Source organism: Halopseudomonas sp. (assembly GCF_047631575.1).
GTDB lineage: Bacteria > Pseudomonadota > Gammaproteobacteria > Pseudomonadales > Pseudomonadaceae > Halopseudomonas.
In genome coordinates this window covers 1-14,540 of sequence record NZ_JBLIAB010000003.1, presented here as the reverse complement: position 1 = coordinate 14,540, position 14,540 = coordinate 1, and the positions used below count along the sequence as shown (strand labels likewise).

At 54.6% G+C, this 14,540-nt stretch carries 12 protein-coding genes and 2 tRNA genes; 8 read left to right on the top strand and 6 right to left on the bottom strand.

The window, feature by feature from the left end; genetic code table 11:
• Window positions 1-26: 26 nt before the first annotated feature.
• The 7 genes from ACJAXR_RS06760 to ACJAXR_RS06730 all read left to right on the top strand — a co-directional run bounded on the left by ACJAXR_RS06760 (window position 27) and on the right by ACJAXR_RS06730 (window position 6,881).
• Window positions 27-101 (top strand) — tRNA-Gln (locus ACJAXR_RS06760).
• A 121-nt stretch (window positions 102-222) separates the two neighbouring features.
• A complete protein-coding gene (locus tag ACJAXR_RS06755) occupies window positions 223-1,164 on the top strand; it encodes a ribose-phosphate pyrophosphokinase (RefSeq protein ID WP_415057500.1) in 942 nt (313 codons plus the stop codon).
• 106 nt (window positions 1,165-1,270) lie between these two features.
• Entirely contained in the window at window positions 1,271-1,915 is a 645-nt protein-coding gene (locus ACJAXR_RS06750) for a 50S ribosomal protein L25/general stress protein Ctc (RefSeq protein WP_415057499.1), read from the top strand.
• Between the two features lie 38 nt (window positions 1,916-1,953).
• A complete protein-coding gene (gene pth, locus ACJAXR_RS06745; RefSeq protein WP_415057498.1) occupies window positions 1,954-2,538 on the top strand; it encodes an aminoacyl-tRNA hydrolase in 585 nt (194 codons plus the stop codon).
• 37 nt (window positions 2,539-2,575) lie between these two features.
• A complete protein-coding gene (gene ychF, locus ACJAXR_RS06740) occupies window positions 2,576-3,676 on the top strand; it encodes a redox-regulated ATPase YchF (RefSeq protein WP_415057497.1) in 1,101 nt (366 codons plus the stop codon).
• Between the two features lie 148 nt (window positions 3,677-3,824).
• Complete coding sequence (locus tag ACJAXR_RS06735) at window positions 3,825-6,692, top strand: DUF748 domain-containing protein (RefSeq protein WP_415057496.1); 2,868 nt, start codon at window positions 3,825-3,827, stop codon at window positions 6,690-6,692.
• 112 nt (window positions 6,693-6,804) lie between these two features.
• Window positions 6,805-6,881, top strand: a tRNA-Met gene (locus ACJAXR_RS06730).
• Window positions 6,882-6,933: 52 nt separating this feature from the next.
• On the opposite strand, the gene ACJAXR_RS06725 is transcribed toward ACJAXR_RS06730, so the two are convergent.
• The 6 genes from ACJAXR_RS06725 to ACJAXR_RS06700 form a co-directional block, all read right to left on the bottom strand.
• Complete coding sequence (locus ACJAXR_RS06725; protein WP_415057495.1) at window positions 6,934-7,929, bottom strand: isocitrate/isopropylmalate family dehydrogenase; 996 nt, start codon at window positions 7,927-7,929, stop codon at window positions 6,934-6,936.
• Window positions 7,926-8,798, bottom strand: coding sequence for a DMT family transporter (locus ACJAXR_RS06720; RefSeq protein WP_415057494.1), 873 nt, complete (start codon window positions 8,796-8,798; stop codon window positions 7,926-7,928). Before ACJAXR_RS06720 ends, ACJAXR_RS06725 begins: the two co-directional genes overlap by 4 nt.
• A gap of 23 nt (window positions 8,799-8,821) precedes the next feature.
• A complete protein-coding gene (can, locus tag ACJAXR_RS06715; RefSeq protein ID WP_415057493.1) occupies window positions 8,822-9,457 on the bottom strand; it encodes a carbonate dehydratase in 636 nt (211 codons plus the stop codon).
• 30 nt (window positions 9,458-9,487) lie between these two features.
• Complete coding sequence (gene rimI, locus ACJAXR_RS06710) at window positions 9,488-9,940, bottom strand: ribosomal protein S18-alanine N-acetyltransferase (RefSeq protein WP_415057492.1); 453 nt, start codon at window positions 9,938-9,940, stop codon at window positions 9,488-9,490.
• The gene (locus ACJAXR_RS06705; RefSeq protein WP_415057491.1) at window positions 9,937-10,470 is read right to left on the bottom strand and encodes a hypothetical protein; all 534 of its coding nucleotides are present in this window, start codon (window positions 10,468-10,470) and stop codon (window positions 9,937-9,939) included. Before ACJAXR_RS06705 ends, rimI begins: the two co-directional genes overlap by 4 nt.
• Before the next feature lie 326 nt (window positions 10,471-10,796).
• Complete coding sequence (locus ACJAXR_RS06700) at window positions 10,797-12,344, bottom strand: 2-isopropylmalate synthase (protein WP_415057490.1); 1,548 nt, start codon at window positions 12,342-12,344, stop codon at window positions 10,797-10,799.
• A 295-nt stretch (window positions 12,345-12,639) separates the two neighbouring features.
• On the opposite strand from ACJAXR_RS06700, the gene ACJAXR_RS06695 reads away from it, so the two are divergent.
• Entirely contained in the window at window positions 12,640-14,304 is a 1,665-nt protein-coding gene (locus tag ACJAXR_RS06695) for a long-chain-fatty-acid--CoA ligase (protein WP_415057489.1), read from the top strand.
• Window positions 14,305-14,540: the final 236 nt, after the last annotated feature.

Sequence of the window (14,540 nt, the reverse complement as noted above, 5' to 3'; positions counted from 1 at the left end):
CAACCGAGCATCCGGACAGTTATTACAGGGGCGTAGCCAAGCGGTAAGGCAGCGGGTTTTGATCCCGCGATGCGTTGGTTCGAATCCAGCCGCCCCTGCCATTTTCTCCGGCAGCAATCATTACACCTTGAATCCGCAAACAGCTGGATCGAATGCATTTACGCATCCGACCCTCAAACGGTTTCAATTGCACCGACCACTACCCAAATAAGGTAATGCAGCGTGTCCAAGATGATGGTTTTCGCGGGGAACGCCAACCCCGATCTGGCACGACGCGTCGTGCGTCAATTGCACATTCCCCTGGGCGACGCCTCAGTAGGCCGCTTCAGTGATGGCGAAGTCACCGTCGAACTGAACGAGAATGTACGCGGCAAGGATGTATTCATCATCCAGCCTACTTGCGCGCCGACCAATGACAACCTCATGGAGCTGGTGATCATGGCCGATGCGCTGCGCCGGTCATCAGCTTCACGCATTACCGCGGTCATGCCCTATTTCGGCTACGCACGCCAGGATCGCCGTCCTCGTTCGGCCCGTGTGGCCATCAGCGCGAAGGTTGTTGCCGACATGCTGGGGACCGTCGGGGTTGACCGGGTACTAACAGTCGACTTGCACGCTGACCAAATCCAGGGCTTTTTCGACATTCCCGTGGATAACATTTATGGCTCGCCGGTTCTGGTCGATGACCTGATCAGCCAACGGCATGACAACCTGATGATCGTATCACCTGACATCGGTGGCGTGGTCCGAGCCCGTGCAGTGGCCAAGCAGCTAAGCGTTGACCTGGCGATTATCGACAAGCGTCGGCCCAAGGCCAACCAGTCTGAAGTCATGCACATTATCGGTGACGTCGAGGGTCGCAATTGCATCCTCATTGATGACATGGTCGATACTGCTGGCACACTGTGCCACGCCGCCAGTGCGCTGAAAGACCACGGCGCCGCCAAAGTGTTTGCTTACGCCACGCACCCGGTGCTGTCAGGCAAGGCAATAGAAAATATTTGCAATTCCAAGCTCGACGAGCTGGTGGTAACCAACACTATTCCGCTGTCGGGTCCTGCTGCTGCTTGCGATCGTATCCGTCAGTTGGACATGGCGCCAATCATTGCCGAAGCAATGCGCCGGATCAGTAACGAAGAATCCATTAGCGCCATGTTCCGCTAGGAACAGGGCACTGGGTAAGCATCCCGGCTGATTAACAGCTCGGGTTTATATCAATCATCCGACGCGCTGGTCGCAAGTGCCCGGATGTTCAGCAAGGAGACTAACTATGGTCGACTTCACTTTAAGAGCGATAGCGCGTGACGATTTGGGGAAAGGTGCGAGCCGCCGCCTGCGTCGTAACGCCGATATGGTACCGGCAATCATTTATGGTGGTTCCAAGGCCCCCCAGAGCATTTCTCTGGAAGCCCGCGAACTGAAAAAGGCCTTGGAAAACGAAGCTTTTTTCTCGCACATCATCAAAGTTGATGTAGACGGCAAGAACCAGAACGTACTGCTCAAGGCTCTGCAGCGTCACCCGGCAAAGGGTCACGTAATGCATGCTGACCTGCTGCGCGTCATAGCAGGCCACGAAGTAACTGTTCTGGTACCACTGCACTTCATCAACGAGAAGACTTCTCCCGGCGTGAAACAGGGTGGCGGCATTGTCTCCCACACCATGACGGAAGTCGAAGTTCATTGCTTGCCCAAAGATCTGCCCGAGTTTATCGAAGTGGATATGGGTGCAGTCGAGCTCAACGGCATCGTTCACCTGACAGACCTGAAGCTGCCCAAAGGTGTGAGCCTCACCGCTCTGGCCCAAGGCGCAGTTCACGATCTGCCCGTTGCCAACGTTCACGCCCCACGCGTAGCTGTCGATGAAGAAGCTAGCGATGAAGGCGAGTCGAAGGATGATGGCGAGGAATCAGCGTAGTAATTGACCGCTGAGACCCAAAGGGGCGCCCCGTTGTGATGCAGGGAATCAAGTTGATCGTCGGCCTGGGAAATCCAGGACCTGAATATGAACTGACCCGTCACAACGCCGGCGCCTTTTTTGTTGCCCGTCTGGCCGATAAGCACAACGTGCAATTGCGCCAAGAGAGTAAGTTCTACGGCCTCACCGGCCGCCTGTCCATCAATGGCCAGGACGTCCGTCTACTGATCCCCACCACATTTATGAACCGAAGTGGTCAGGCTGTTGCCGCACTGGCCGGCTTCTATCGTATTGACCCGCAAGAGATACTTGTTGCCCACGACGAACTCGACCTGCCTCCAGGCGTGGTCAAGTGCAAACAGGGTGGCGGCACCGGCGGACATAATGGCTTGAAAGACATACTTGCCCGCATGGGCAATCTGAATACGTTTTACCGTCTGCGCCTGGGTATCGGTCATCCCGGCCATAGCGCGCAGGTGACTGGCTTTGTCCTGGGCCGTGCGCCCCGGGCCGAACAGGAGGCTTTGGAAGCCTGCGTTGATGAAGCTATCCGCGAACTTCCGGGCATTATTGACGGCGACTGGACTAAAGTCATGCAGCGCCTGCATAGCTTCAAAGCTTGATTCACTTATTCGCCGCCTCGCGGCAGAGGACACCAGTATGGGATTCAATTGCGGTATTGTCGGTCTGCCCAACGTCGGCAAATCAACGCTGTTTAATGCGCTGACCAAGTCCGGCATTGCAGCGGAAAACTTTCCTTTCTGCACTATCGAGCCAAACAGCGGTATCGTACCGATGCCCGACCCTCGCCTGGACGCCCTGGAAGCTATCGTCAAGCCACAAAAGACGCTGCCTACCACAATGGAGTTCGTTGACATCGCCGGCCTGGTAGCGGGCGCCTCGAAAGGCGAGGGCCTGGGCAACAAGTTTCTCGCCAACATCCGCGAGACCGATGCCATCGCCCATGTAGTACGCTGCTTCGAAGACGAAAACGTCATCCACGTATCCAACAGTGTGGATCCCAAACGCGATATCGAGATTATTGATCTCGAGCTGATCTTCGCTGATCTGGACAGCTGCGAAAAGCAGCTCTACAAAGTTACCCGTAATGCCAAGGGTGGTGACAAAGATGCCGTCGCCCAGAAAGCGCTGCTGGAAAAGCTTATACCGCACTTCAGCGAGGGCAAGCCTGCCCGCTCACTGATCAAGGATCTGGGCGCGGAAGACAAGCAACTGATCAAGAGCTTCCACCTGCTGACCAGTAAACCCGTGATGTACATCGCCAACGTGGCCGAAGACGGCTTCGAGAACAATCCACACCTGGATGTGGTCAACCTCATTGCCGCCGCAGAAGGCGCAATCGTAGTGCCGGTGTGCAACAAGATCGAAGCCGAAATTGCCGAGCTTGATGATGGCGAAGAAAAGGACATGTTTCTGGAGTCACTTGGACTCGAGGAGCCTGGCCTGAACCGGGTGATCCGTGCCGGCTATCAGCTGCTCGATCTGCAAACCTATTTCACTGCTGGTGTTAAGGAAGTGCGCGCCTGGACTATCAAGGTTGGCGCCACCGCACCCCAATCCGCCGCTGCGATCCATACCGATTTCGAAAAAGGCTTTATCCGCGCCGAGGTCATCGCCTACGAAGACTTCATCAAGTACAACGGCGAAGCCGGTGCCAAGGAAGCAGGCAAGTGGCGCCTGGAAGGCAAGGAATACATCGTCAAAGACGGTGACGTGATGCATTTTCGCTTCAACGTTTAAATCGCTCTCACGTATTCTCCGTCCCCCGCCTGCTGAAGCAGCCGGGGGATTTTTTTGATATGAGGAAATGCACAAACAACAGCCTCCCACTGGCACCCTTGTAAGCCCGTGCCATACTGGTAGAACATCCTTAAGAAATCTCCGTGTTATGTCAAAAAGTATTAAACACCTCGCCGTCGGTACTTTGGCAGCGTTCTTCATTTACTGTTTACTGGGTTTTCTGCTTCTTCCCGGCATCGCGCTGCATCTGATCAATAGCCAGCTTGAGCAGCGTGTATCAGTGCCATCCCGACTCGATAGCCTGGAATTCAATCCCTTCAGTCTTGAACTAAGTCTGGGGCGTCTGCACATCGGTGAAACCGATGATCCGCTGCTGAGCTTTGAACACCTGAGTGCCAATTTGCAGATAAACAGCCTGTGGCGGGACGCACTACAGCTTGAAAGCCTGACTGTTCAAGAAGCAAATCTGAACCTCGTTCTGCAGGAAGCTGGCACCCTGAACCTGACCCAAGTACTCATTGCACCCGAAAACAAGCCACCGAGCGACAGCGACAATCCCGATGCAAGATTGTTTGCGGTGCGAATCGAGCGCCTCGCACTCCTTAAAAGCCAGCTGGATTTTCAGGATAGACGACCCGCCACCCCAGTGCAGGCGAACTTCGATGCCATCAATCTGGAAGTGCTGCAATTCAGTACCGTGGCCCAGGAGCACGCACAGATGAGCCTCCTGGTTGCCGGACCCTCGGACTCTGAACTGCACCTGCAGGCAAGCCTTGGCCTTGTTCCTTTGACCTCTGCCGGCACGATTGAAATGGATGCGGTTCCTTTATCACCCTTTTGGCCTTATTTGCACGACCTGATGGACCTGAGACTTCGCTCAGGCAACCTCACCGCCAACGCGGACTACCAAATAGCCCTTTCAGACAAGATGGAAGTCACGCTTGATAACGCCAGCGCCACGCTGTGTGCCGTGGATCTCGCTACGGCCACTGGTGACGCCCTGGTCAAGCTGCCGTTTCTACAGCTGAACAACACCTCATTCAATCTGTCCGAGCGCTCGGCACGGGTAGGTAGCATTCGTAGCCGTGAGCTGGAAGCCTGGATCAGTCGAACGGAAGGCGGGACATTGAACTGGCAAGCAGTTATGCCGAAACAGGATCAGTCGAGCCCGGATGAAAATACCCAACCAAAGGATAAATCTGCTTGGCATATCAAGCTTCCCGAAGTGCAATTACGCGACTACCACCTGTATCTGTCCGATCAGCAGCCGGAGACACCCGTCAGCCTGGAGCTGAGTTCGCTCAACCTGGACGTGACTGGCTTTGACAGCGTTAGCGTCGAGCCCTTTGCGCTGGATATGAATACCACTGTCACCGGCGAGGGCCATGTGACAGCTCGCGGCCAGGCACAATTGAACCCTGCATCCGTCGACCTGAAAGTCGAAGTGGAGAATATCGATTTGCGGCTTGCCCAGGCATACCTGAACCCTCTGATGCGCATAGAGCTGCGTGAGGGCTACCTCGCAGGTACGGCCAACGTGGCGTTTGCGGCAGTTGACCCCCCCTCTCTTAGCGTCACCGCGGACGCGACAATCGCTGATCTGCACATACTCGATGCCATCGAGAACCGCGACCTGTTGAAATGGGATCATTTGCAGCTGGATAAAATTGCCTACGGTAATAACAGCCTGTCGATAGATCAGGCCAGCCTGGTGCAGCCCTATGCTCGCATCATCATCAATCAGGACCTCTCCACCAATTTAGCTAATTTACTTGTCGACCGCCCGGAGAAGACCCAAGACCCGGGCATGCCCATGGGCCTGCGCATTGGCGGTGTGAACATAGACAAGGGCGCCGTCAATTTTGCGGACTTCAGCTTGCAGCCAAACGTGGTCCTGAGTATCGAGGAGCTGACGGGGCGGCTCGGCACCCTGGATAACCAGAACAAGATACCCGCAGAGCTTAGCCTGAGTGGTCAGGTCGACCGCTACGCCCCCGTAACGGTCGATGGCAGCCTCACCCCGTTCGACCCTCTCAACAGCCTGGATGTAACAGCCAGCTTCAAGGATATAGAGCTGACCACCCTAAGCCCCTACGCTCGTAAGTTTGCCGGTTACCGAATCCGCAAGGGACGCCTCAATCTGGATCTGCACTACCGCATCGAAGCTGGCGAACTCAATGCCAGCAATGAAGTACTGCTCAGCGATTTGCAACTGGGCGAGCGCGTAGAAAGCGCAACCGCAGTGGATCTACCAATCCGCCTGGCAGTCGCGCTACTCAAAGATGCACAGGGCAATATCAATATAACACTGCCGGTGCAGGGTAATTTGAACAACCCGGAATTCAACATCATGCCGGTGATCTGGAGCAGCTTCGGCAACCTGCTCTCCCGTGCAGCCACCGCACCCTTTCGTTTCATTGCTAACCTAGTTGGCGGCGACAATGATGATGACATCAGTCACGTACGCTTTGCCGCAGGCAGCGCCAAACTCGATAACCAGGCACAGCAACGGCTCGATAGTCTGGGATCAGCACTACTTGATCGGCCCGCACTGCGCCTAGAAATCGAGGGGATGAGCTCGCCCATAACGGACGGCCCTCTGGTGGCACAGCAGCGTCTGGAGCGCGAATATGTTCGACGATGGCAAGCCGCACTAGAACAGCGGCAAGGGCCTCGTTCAGATCAACAGTCAGAAACAACCGTACCTGAACAGGAAAAGACTGAACTGCTGGAAGCCATATACTTGACTAGGCTGGGCCAAACCATCCCGGAAGAATGGACGCGGCTGGAACCGCAGGCCCGTACCGAGCGGATGCGTCTGGCCGTACTGGAAACCTGGCAAGGCAGCGATGCACTGCTCCGGCGGCTGGCCCAGAAACGCAATGCGAGCATCAAAGCGTATCTGGTGGAAAGCGCCGGACTAGCACCATCACGCGTGCAGCTCCTTGATGTAGGCATTAACGCAACAGCCGAGAACGCAGAGGTGCTAACCGCGCTGCATCTGGGCATCGACTAGACACTCGACGCTGTTCGATGATCGAAAGTTAACCGGTTGATAAGAAAGACAAATAAATCACGCTGAGCGCTTGACTTTAGGCCTGCGCAACTGAATAATGCGCAGCCTCGGAGGCTACATAGCTCAGTTGGTTAGAGCACAGCATTCATAATGCTGGGGTCCCTGGTTCAAGTCCAGGTGTAGCCACCAACCTTTTCAAGGGCTTAGCTTCGGCTAGGCCTTTTTTTTGGGTGTTTTAGAACTAAAGACGCTTGAGTAACTCACGCTCGATGATGTCAGTTGTCTGGTCACCCAGCTCCGCGACCGACAACTCTGTCAGCAGCAATTCAACTGCCCGTTCAAGCTGATCGGCTAGCAATCCGGCATGCCAGTGGTAGCGCAATAACAACGCTGCACTGAGTATCGCAGCGAGTGGATTGGCCTTGCCGCTCCCGGCGATGTCAGGCGCGCTGCCATGAACCGGCTCTGCGATGGAGATACCCCGGCCCCAGTTGAGTGACGGTGCCAACCCCAGCCCCCCTGACCAGTAACAGGCCAGGTCAGATAATATGTCGCCAAACAGATTGGTCGTAACCAGCAAGTCGAAGTCCTGGGGACGCTCGATCAGTTGCAGCGCCGCCACATCCACCAGGCGCTCATCGACCAGTCCGGCCAGACCCTCAGCGGCGAGTACATTCCGACAGCTGTCTCTAAATAAACCACAGGTCAGGGGTAACACGTTGGCCTTATGGACTAATGTGATTCGCTGGCTATCGCGCAGCCTTGCCACCTCAGCTGCGCGCTGAGCAACATGCTCACTCGCCTGACGGCTAATGTGCCGCTCCGCAATGGCCATATCCGCTGATGCCATATGCTCATGGCCGACATAGAGCCCTTCACTGTTTTCGCGCAGAATCAGCAGGTTCACGTCCATCCGCGTCGATAAACCAGGCCAACTGCGGACCGGACGCAGGCTCACAGACAACTTGAGGTCCTGGCGCAGGGTGAGAATGGCACTGCGATAGCCTTCTACTCGGTGCGCGGGGGACGATACGGCGCCGAAAAGCCCTGCGCCGTATTCGCGCATCAGCTTCAAAGTGGTATCCGGTACAGAGCACCCATGGCGCTGAAAACACTCCCACCCCGCCTCTGCCTCTGTCACCTGCAAGCTAGGCATCAGTCTTTCCAGCACTCTGACTGCAGACGGGACCACCTCGTGTCCAATCCCATCGCCTGGAATAACACACAATCGCTTCATCTCTTGCGACCCTCCCAGGTGGCCAACAGCAAGCCCAGAAACGTTAGCGTACCGCCCAGAACATGATACCAACGTAACACCTCACCCAGCAGAAGTACGCCAAGCAACGCCGTAAATACAGGCATCAGATAACTAAACAGCGACGCAGTGCCCGGGCCAAGCACTTTGACGCCATTATTCCAGGCTAGATAAGCGACCAACGAAGCAAAGATAGCCGTATAACCGACGGCACCTGCGGTATACAAACTCAGTGGCATCGGCCCTACCTGGCTGAACTCCCATAGGTAAAAGGGGAGCAGCAGCGGGACACCACACAGCAGCAAAGCGGCGAGTTGTATAAGGCCTGGCACGGGCAACATCCAGCGGCGTAGCAGTACCGAGTACAAGCCCCAGACAAGCACCGCGACGACCATGATCAGATCCCCGGGGTTAAACTGGAATTCGATCACCCGCTGGGGCTGTCCACGGGTAAGAATGACCAGCAATCCGCAGAAGGACAGCAGTGCCCCGAGCACAGTAGCCCGAGTCGGCAACTCGCGGAGGAGGATTAGCGTCCAGATGAAAGCCGCGACCGGCAACCCCGTGTTGACCAGCGTGATATTAATGGCTGTTGTGCTTTGTGCTGCGAGATACAGCAGTGTGTTGTAAGAAGAAATACTCAAGGCCGACAAAGCGATCACCTGCCAGCGACGTTCCAGCAGTACCTGACGATGACGCCAGACACCTCTGGCGGTGAACGGCAGCAGTATCAGCAACGCGGTGGTCCAGCGCCAGAACGACAGCCCTACCGGCGGTAACAACCCGGCGCTTGCCCGTGCTATCAAAGCATTGCCCGCCCAGGCCAGTGCACACACTACCAAACCGGCCATCGCCCAATATCGTGCGTTGGACCTCACGGGGGGCTAAGCCGATACTGCTCTGGAATCTGCTCAGGACCCTGAACTGTTACGTCCAAGTCCTTTAGATGCCCGTCTTTGATCCCGTAGATGAAGCCGTGAACGGTCAGCGGCTGATCGCGATGCCAAGCATTCTGGACAATACTGGTATGACTCACGTTAGCAACCTGTCGTATCACATTCAGTTCACACATACGGTCGAGCTGGGTCTCTTCGCTAGCAATCAACTTCAGTGTATTGCGCTGCTCGTAGTAGAGGTCGCGTATTGAACGCAACCAGCCGTCACTCAGGCCGAGCTGCTTGTTACGCATGGCTGCGCGGACGCCGCCACAGCCATAGTGGCCGGTAACAATAATATGTTTTACCTTGAGTACGTCTACTGCGAACTGCATGACGGATAAACAGTTGAGATCCGTATGCAACACAACATTGGCAATATTACGATGCACGAAGAGCTCGCCGGGAAGCAGACCCACTATCTCGTTGGCTGGCACCCGAGAGTCAGCACAACCAATCCACAAGTACTCAGGAGCCTGCTGCCGAGCAAGCTTGGTAAAAAACTCCGGGTCCTCCTGCTTGATAGATGCTGCCCATTCGCGGTTGTTGACGAACAGCTGCTTCAAATCGGTCATCCTAGCTACCTTGTATTGTATTCGTGCCGATCAATCGACTAGTGAGTACGCCATCACTAGCGCGTCCTCTTTACCAGTGACAGCAGGGTAATAATTGGGCCTCCGCCCGATCTCATTGAAACCAAATCGCTCGTAAAGACGGGCCGCAGTCAAATTCGATGCCCTGACTTCTAGAAAGGTCACCTCTGCGCCCCGTTGCCGCGCCCGATCAATAATGAACTCGAGCAGCGCCGCACCAAGCCCCGTATTCTGATCCTGGGGTCGAACGGATATATTCAATAAATGAGATTCATCACCCGCTACAGAGAGGACCGCATGGCCGACCTGCTGGTCCTCACGAAACAACATCCAGCTCTCGTACCCTGGCTTGATGCAATCGAGAAAAATCCCACGGGTCCAGGGATGACTGAATGCAGCAAGTTCAACAATCATTACCGCATCTACATCCTTTGGCAGCATCGGCTGAAAACGCATTTCAGTCATTTAACATCCGTCCATCGAGGCATGACACGTTTCAGTAAGCGCCACAGACTGGCCTTTAACTCTGGCTCTCGCAACATCACCTCAATACCGGGTGCAAACCACCCTACCCCCAGTTGCTCAATCGCTTGTTCACTGCCCACAAGAGCGGCGGCAGATTCCGGATCGCTGGCCGCCAAAAGTCCCGCCATGGGGCCGAAACACGCAATAGAATTGATCGACTGCTGCTCAAGCCGGGCCTGCATGAATGCCTGCATCGCCTCGCTTGCCGCTTCTGCACTTCGTGCGACCTGCGGATTGCGACTCAGCGGCCAACGGAAATCCGCTAGTAAGCGCGGATTAGGAGGCAAGCCAGCTGCCCGTAGGATGTCACACAGAAGATTGTGCTCGGACGTACCTTTTTCCAGTCCAGGATCGGTAATTTCTACCAATAGCGCACAGGGTCCCGCCATCCAGAGCTGGAGGTAAAAAGGCGCTACCGATTGGCTCTCATGCCCATCCGAGGTCAATGGATTGATAATGGATCTATCCATTTGAACATCTGGAATTCCGACCGAATCTGTCATCTTGACCGGCACCGCTGCCAATTGTGCCCGTCGGTGCTCTACTAATATCGCCGATGGCGAGATCGTTTGCGCAGGGTTCGATGCAACCGGTAGAGATTCATTCGCAGATGTCCGGACCTCATCTGGAGCCACCACCGGTGGCCGATCCCGTGACGCTGCCAGCCTATCTTTGAAAGGTGCGACGACCTCCGCTTCTGGCATTAGGCGACTAGCAGCGTGCACCAAGGGCGAGCGCGGCATCCAGCCAGTAACACCAATAGCTTGCAGATAAGCCAGTCGTTGGGACTCTCGCATTATACGTCTGCTGCTTGCGGGTGAGCGCGGTAGGCGCCTTCACGCATCAAGTTCAAGGCATTGATGTAAGCTTTCGCAGAGGCCACAACAATATCGGTATCGGCGCCATTGCCATTAACGATTCGTCCGCCTTTTTCCAGCCTGACTGTCACCTCACCCTGGGAGTCTGTTCCCTGGGTTATCGCGTTAACCGAATAGAGTTGCAAAATCGAATCCGAATGAACGATCTGCTCTATTGCCTTGAACGTGGCATCAACTGGGCCGGAGCCGGGTGCGACGGCTTCGCTTTCCTGCCCATCAATGCTCAATACAACCCGAGCCTGAGGAATCTCACCCATGCGCGACGCTACATCCAGATATACAAGCTTGGTGTGTTCGACAACTTCCGTCAGCGTCTCGGATACAAGGGCCTGGAGATCTTCATCGAAAATATCCTGTTTTTTGTCAGCCAATTCCTTGAAACGGGCAAAAGCAAGATTCAGCTCAGCCTCGCTGTTGAGTTCCATTCCAAGCTCCCCCAATCGCGAGCGAAATGCGTTGCGCCCGGATAGCTTGCCCAATGACAACCTGTTGGTATGCCAGCCAACCGATTGCGCACTCATAATCTCATATGTCTCTCGGTGCTTGAGCACACCATCCTGGTGAATGCCCGATTCGTGTGCAAAGGCGTTAGCACCCACAATCGCCTTGTTAGGCTGAACGGCAAAACCGGTAATGCCGGATACTAGCCGCGATGCACTGAGGATATTCTCTGTAACGATATTAGTATGTACGCCGAGTACGTCCGCGCGCGTCTTGATAGCCATCACTACTTCTTCAAGAGCAGCATTACCAGCCCGCTCACCCAGGCCATTAATCGTGCACTCGACCTGCCTGGCGCCAGCGCTCACAGCAGCCAGCGAGTTAGCAACTGCCAACCCCAGGTCGTTGTGACAGTGCACAGAAAATATCGCTTTGTCAGCATTCGGCACCCTTTCGATGATCTGCCGAACTGTTTCCGCAAACTGGTGTGGTATAGAGTATCCAACGGTGTCGGGAATGTTGATGGTGCGCGCACCGGCGTTTATAGCTGCTTCAATAATACGGCACAGAAAATCCAGCTCTGATCTCCCGGCGTCTTCGCACGAGAACTCCACGTCAGAACAGAGATTACGGGCTCGCTTGACCGCGCGAACAGCCTGCTCCACAACCTGCTCTGGTTGCAAACGGAGCTTGTGTTGCATATGAATCGGGCTGGTGGCGATAAACGTGTGAATGCGCCCGCTACTGGCCCCACTCAGCGCTTCTGCGGCTCGATCGATATCAGCATCCATTGCCCGCGATAAACTACACACAGTACTGTCGCGAATCGTATCGGCAATCAATTTGACCGCAGCGAAGTCACCCGGGCTGGCTATAGCGAAGCCGGCTTCTATCACGTCCACCTTGAGCTTTTCCAGCGCCCGAGCGATACGCAATTTTTCGTCCTTGGTCATCGAGGCGCCAGGACTTTGCTCGCCGTCACGCAAGGTGGTGTCAAAAATGATTACACGATCTGAGTTCATCACTCTTACCTCTCTGCGGCCTGTATGCTGTTGGACGCCAACGGGAGCTCGCAGAACGTCACGCAAAAGCCATGATTCAATGTCCCATTATAACGCATCATGGCCTAAGCTGGCTCTGGCGGTACCTGATATCAAACGCAACTTATCGCCAACTTATAACCCGCCAACACCACGACAACTGTCTGTTTGCAGTGCAGACACTGAGGGCTAAGCTAACAGTCTTATTCATCACCCGCGATGTCGGTAATTTTTTGCTGCCACTGACCGGAAAAAAATAATAATCAAAGGTATCGCATGTATGTTCGATCGTCATTTTCAAGTATGGCCAGATCAGGTACCAAGACAGCTTGATCTACCCGCCACCAGTATTTTCCACAATCTCACCGTATCTGCCCTTCGTTTTGGACAGCATCCTGCCATTCATTATTATGGAACCGACATCAGCTACGCACGCTTCATACAGGAAGCCGAAGCGCTGGCCGGCCACCTGCAACAAGCCGGAGTTAAAAAAGGCGATCGAGTCCTGCTGTATATGCAGAACAGCCCCCAATACATCATTGGATTCTTCGCTATCCTGCGAGCCAATGCCGTGGTTGTACCGGTAAATCCAATGAATCGATCGGCTGAACTTGAATATTTGATTGAAGACACCGAGGCTCCTGTAGCACTCTGCGCCCAAGAATTGTTGGTCAATATTGCACCACACATTGGCGTCGGGCATCTACGCGAAGTGGTCGTAACAGCCTACTCTGATTACATATTAGAACCGACCGACCTCGATTTACCCGATGCCGCCCGCGAACATCGTACCGACCAGAAAATAGCCGGCGTAACATCCTGGCATGACGCGCTGAGTGCTGGACTGAAACCTGGCGACCTGACTGCCGGGCCCGATGACCTCTGTGTTATTCCCTATAGTTCAGGTACCACGGGCAACCCCAAGGGCTGTGCACACACTCATCACAGTGTGATGGCGACGGCTGTGTATGGCGCCGTATGGACAAACGCTCAACATGACCTCATTCACTTGGTGTCAGTTCCTATGTTTCATGTCACCGGGATGCAGTCGTGCATGAACAGCACGCTCTATGTTGGTGGAACTCTGGTGGTCATGACGCGCTGGGATAGAAAAGTCGCGGCACAGTTGATTCAACGCTGTAAGGTCAATACGTGGCGCAATATTTCAACCATGGTTGTGGATATGCTGTCAGATCCTGATATCGACCAGTATGACATTAGCTCCCTGGATAACATTGGTGGTGGCGGGGCAGCCATGCCTGCCGCCGTTGCTGCCAAGCTGGCAGCCAAGACAGGCCTGGTCTATATGGAAGGATATGGCTTGTCTGAAACCATGGCTCCAACCCATGTCAATCCACCCCAGGCAAGCAAGGCACAATGCCTTGGCATTCCAATTATTGGTGTAGATTCCCGTGTGATTAATGTCGATACCCTGGAGGAAGTCGGACCAGGCATCACTGGCGAAATCATCATGCGCGGAGAGCAGATATTTCAGGGTTATTGGAACCGACCCGAAGCGACCGAAGAGGCATTCATTGAACTGGACGGATACCGCTTCTTCCGCTCTGGGGATTTGGGTTACTACGACGAAGAGGGTTATTTCTTCTTAGTTGATCGCGTTAAACGCATGATCAACGCAGCTGGCTACAAGGTCTGGCCAGCCGAGGTCGAATCGCTGATGTACGCTAATTCAGCTGTTCGAGAGGTGTGCGTAGTATCAACCCCTCATCCAAGACGTGGAGAGACAGTTAAAGCTTTTGTTGTGCTTGCGGCAGGCCATGAAAAGACCACCTCAGATGAAATTATTGCATGGTGCCAAACCAATATGGCCGCCTATAAATGCCCTGTAGTAATCGAATTTACCGAGAGTATTCCAAAGTCTCCTACTGGCAAGATCATGTGGCGTTTGTTGCAGGAAGAGGAATGGAAAAACGCCAAAAACTGACCCCATTCCAGCAGCGAATAATCCTCGGTCGCTTTACGCGCCCGGGGATTTTTTATGTATCAGTACATTGGTGTATGTATTGAGCCTTGTGGTCGGCGCAACGTTCGCGGGAATGTGTTTTGACTGCACAAAGTAAAACCCCGACCTGTTTCCAGATCGGGGTTTTGGTATAGCGCTTGACGATGACCTACTCTCACATGAGGAAACCTCACACTACCATCGGCGATGCATCGTTT